Here is a 3,817-nt window from a genome sequence, read left to right as displayed (position 1 = left end):
ACCTCCGTTCTGTGTCGCGCATAAAATAGCGGTCCAAGCACGGAGGTCTCTCAACTACGATGTAGAACACGTCCAGTCCTCCACCGTAGGTGGAGGTTTACTTACTTCATAACGAAAAGGGCGCCCACTCGGGCGCCCTTTTCAATTCCAGCGACTAAGCGCTCAACCGTTGACGGCGATCTTCTGCTCATCACGGCCGCTCTTCAGCTTTTCGGCCAGCAGGAAGGCCAGCTCCAGCGCCTGGTCGGCGTTGAGGCGCGGGTCGCAATGGGTATGGTAGCGATCCTGCAGGTCATCGGCAGACAGCGCACGCGCGCCACCGGTGCATTCGGTCACGTCGTTGCCGGTCATCTCGATATGGATGCCGCCGGGATGCGAACCTTCCGAATAGTGGATCGCGAAGAAGTTCTCGACTTCCGTCAGGATCCGGTCGAACGGCCGGGTCTTATACTCATTGAGCGTGATCGTGTTGCCATGCATCGGATCGCAGGACCAGACGACCTTGCGACCTTCGCGTTCGACGGCGCGGATGAGGCGCGGCAGGTGTTCGCCCACCTTGTCGTGGCCGAAACGGCAGATCAGCGTCAGACGGCCGGCTTCGTTGGCCGGGTTGAGGATATCGATCAGTTCCAGCAGGCCATCGGCGGTCATCGATGGGCCGCATTTCAGGCCGATCGGGTTCTTGATGCCGCGGCAGTATTCGATATGCGCATGGTCCGGCTGGCGGGTGCGGTCGCCGACCCAGATCATGTGACCTGAGGTCGCATACCAGTCACCCGAAGTGGAATCGACACGCGTCAGCGCCTGCTCGTACCCGAGCAGAAGAGCCTCATGGCTGGTGAAGAAATCGGTTTCGCGAAGGCTCGGATTGTTGTCCGGCGTGATCCCGATTGCGGCCATGAAATCCATGGTTTCGGAAATCCGGTCAGCGAGCGCACGGTATCGCTTCTCCTGCGGGCTGTCCTTGACGAATCCCAGCATCCACTTGTGAACGTTGTCGAGATTGGCGTAGCCGCCCATAGCGAAGGCGCGAAGCAGGTTCAGCGTCGCGGCCGACTGGCGGTAAGCCATCAGCTGGCGTTCCGGGTTCGGAATGCGCGCCTCGGGCGTGAATTCGATACCGTTGATGATGTCGCCGCGGTAGCTCGGAAGCTCCACGTCACCCTTCTTCTCGATGCCGGAAGAACGCGGCTTGGCGAACTGGCCAGCAATACGGCCAACCTTGACCACCGGCTGCTGAGCGCCAAACGTAAGGACGACGGCCATCTGCAGGAACGCACGGAAGAAGTCGCGGATCGTGTCGGCGCCATGTTCGGCGAAGCTTTCGGCGCAATCGCCGCCCTGCAGCAAGAAACCCTGACCTTCGGCGACCTTGGCGAGCGAGGCCTTCAAACGCCGCGCCTCGCCTGCAAAAACCAACGGTGGATAGGTGGCAAGCTGGGCTTCCGTGGCCTGGAGTGCAGCCATGTCCGGATAGTCCGGAACCTGCTGAATGGGCTTAGACCTCCAGCTTGTCGGGTTCCAATTCTGTGCCATCTTACTCACCTGTTTACCTAAAAATATTGGTGGTTACTTCGCGGGTTTCCTCGCGAATGCGCGCTTATATACATTAAGGAGGCAAAAGCAAAGCTTTCAATGCGCAAAGCGGTGGGCTCTGCGCATTTTGCGGGTGGACGCATTGTCAACCGAATGCATCCGCTCAGCCAAAAAGCTCATAGGCCGCAAACAGCACAGCGGCAATAGATATGAGCGGGAAGAGCACGTTGCTCAACACGCCATATCCGCCCCGCTGACGATCAAGTACGGGATCGTCATAAGTCTCGGCATATTCCACCGGCTGGCTTGTAGGGTCCAGCTTTGCGTGAATCGTCATGGCGTTCTCCTGACATAGATATAATCTGTCAGCCGGTCCTCTCCTCAAGACCGGATGATGCGCCGCATATCTAAGCACATTTGAATATAACATAGATCGAAGGGAACACAATTTAGGGAATCACCTAATTGCGCAATGAGCGCAAGCCGGAAGTCAAGCCTGCGCCTCCTGTCTCCACAAGTGTCCATCGCATCTATTTGGTCGAGGAAAGCGCGAGCAGTTCCTCCAGCAACACACGCCCAAGCTCTCCGCTGCTCACCTGGTCGTGGGCAGCAAACATCGGCCCGCTGTTGACCTCCAGAAAGCAGAGCTCCCCCGTCGACGCTCTCGTCTTCATGTCAAAGGCGCAGAAATTCAGACCCAGTTCGTCGCTCATCATTCGCAAGCTGGGCACAATAGTTGCGAGTGGCCCATGGTCGCTCTGGCAAACCGCCATCCGGGCGGCTCGATCGAACCGATAATCCAACTCTTCGCTTTGCACGACGAAGCTTATGAAACGGTTGCCCAGCCGGTAGATCCGGTATTCCGGATAATCGAGTTTCTCCTGTACGAAAGCCGGTATGGGCAAGCTGCCCGAGGGGGCTAGCGTATCGAAATCGATCCCGCCGAGCGGCTTGCAATAGCCGCCGCCATTCACCGGCTTGGCCACAAAACCTTCGGTATCAGCAGCAAATCGCCTGATCTCGACCACGTCATTGGAAACAAGCGTAGCCGGCACAGCAAGTCCCAGATGGCGCGCGCGGCTGAGGTCGGCGATCTTTATGCCGGCGAAGCTTGCCATATCCCGGTTGAAGAAGCCGATGTCCGGCTGCATGACAAGGGCGCCCAGGACGAACGAGAACCAGCCCGGTGCGCGCGGCAGAACCTCGACCTTCTCGAGCTCGCTGCTGAAGACATCCATCCGCACGAAGGCGGCCTTGGGACAAATGTGCCGCGCCGCCAGCATCAAGGTGTTCTGGTTGAAATCGAGGCTGACGGCAGCCTCCGCTTCTGCATCATGGTAGATGGTGGCGACCGACAGTCCCAGATCGCCGGCCCGCGCCTCTAGCAACTGAAGGCACGGGTCGTTGCGGCCGCCTGCTATCAGCAAATCGGGCCGCAAGATCTCAGCGGTCACCGAAGGGCCCGCGCTGTCCCAGCCGCTCGCGGGGGTCGAAGTCCTCAAACCCCGGTGGCTTGCGGAAGATCTCGGATCGGACGTCCTTTTCCAGCGCAAGCGGCCCCGACCCTTCGCTCAGAATGTGAGCCAATGTCGGAAACCCCTGCTCGCCAAGCGCGAGTGTTGTCAGCCCCTCACCGAGCGGCAGGAACTTGGCGGCCAACCCGCCAAAACGCGAAAGAATGTCGCCAAGTGCCGGCTCGGAAGACGTTCTCGGAGGCGAGGCAAGTTCAGGGCCAGTAAGCGCAGTGCGATTGTTCGTCCGGGCATGCACGATCACGCCGGCGATCCTGTCGACGTCTTGAGTGATGACGAGATTTGCATGCGCCGGAACGACCATCTGCGGGACGATCCCCTCCGGCGGGTCGCCGACCAGTTCGAGATCGAAGATGTGGTCGGGCGAGAGTTCCCCTTCGAGAACATTGAGCTTTATATTTTGATAACCCGGTGTCGCGGCGCGGCCCATCACCATCACCACCAGCGTAGGCCGATTGCTTTTGTTTAGGGAAACCTGAACGTCGTCGACCGAAAGCAAACGAACTGCCATGGAATTGTCCTCCCCTATAAAAGGTTAGGAACCTTAGCACATCCGCACGACGACTTCAATCTATGGTATAATTGTATTATTCACACAACCATACGCAGCGCGTGATTGCATCAAGAAGTCATGACCTCCACCAAAGGTGGAGGTTTGAAACGCTGCGCTTGAACCGCTAGAAGCGGTTTTGCTATAGATTAGTAGCTACGATTAAAGAGGTCGGCAAAGTCGGAAGCTTTGTCGACCT

General features: G+C 58.2%; 4 protein-coding genes. All 4 read right to left on the bottom strand.

The features are described from left to right. Positions 1 to 162 precede the first annotated feature (162 nt). Complete coding sequence (locus JJB09_RS26415) at positions 163 to 1,536, bottom strand: class II 3-deoxy-7-phosphoheptulonate synthase (RefSeq protein WP_201664080.1); 1,374 nt, start codon at positions 1,534 to 1,536, stop codon at positions 163 to 165. A gap of 163 nt (positions 1,537 to 1,699) precedes the next feature. Next, complete coding sequence (locus JJB09_RS26410) at positions 1,700 to 1,873, bottom strand: hypothetical protein (RefSeq protein WP_201664079.1); 174 nt, start codon at positions 1,871 to 1,873, stop codon at positions 1,700 to 1,702. Between the two features lie 193 nt (positions 1,874 to 2,066). Continuing rightward, the gene (locus tag JJB09_RS26405) at positions 2,067 to 2,990 is read right to left on the bottom strand and encodes an ATP-grasp domain-containing protein (RefSeq protein WP_201664078.1); all 924 of its coding nucleotides are present in this window, start codon (positions 2,988 to 2,990) and stop codon (positions 2,067 to 2,069) included. Beyond that, positions 2,980 to 3,579 carry a hypothetical protein gene (locus tag JJB09_RS26400; protein WP_201664077.1) on the bottom strand — a complete coding sequence of 200 codons (600 nt, stop codon included), beginning with the start codon at positions 3,577 to 3,579 and terminating at the stop codon, positions 2,980 to 2,982. Before JJB09_RS26400 ends, JJB09_RS26405 begins: the two co-directional genes overlap by 11 nt. Positions 3,580 to 3,817 lie beyond the last annotated feature (238 nt).

Origin of the sequence: Phytoamicus setariae, from assembly GCF_016722925.1 — a bacterium.
Lineage (GTDB): Bacteria > Pseudomonadota > Alphaproteobacteria > Rhizobiales > Rhizobiaceae > Rhizobium_E > Rhizobium_E setariae.
Note: the sequence above shows the minus strand (reverse complement) of the source record. Positions and strands in the feature narration are given on the sequence as shown.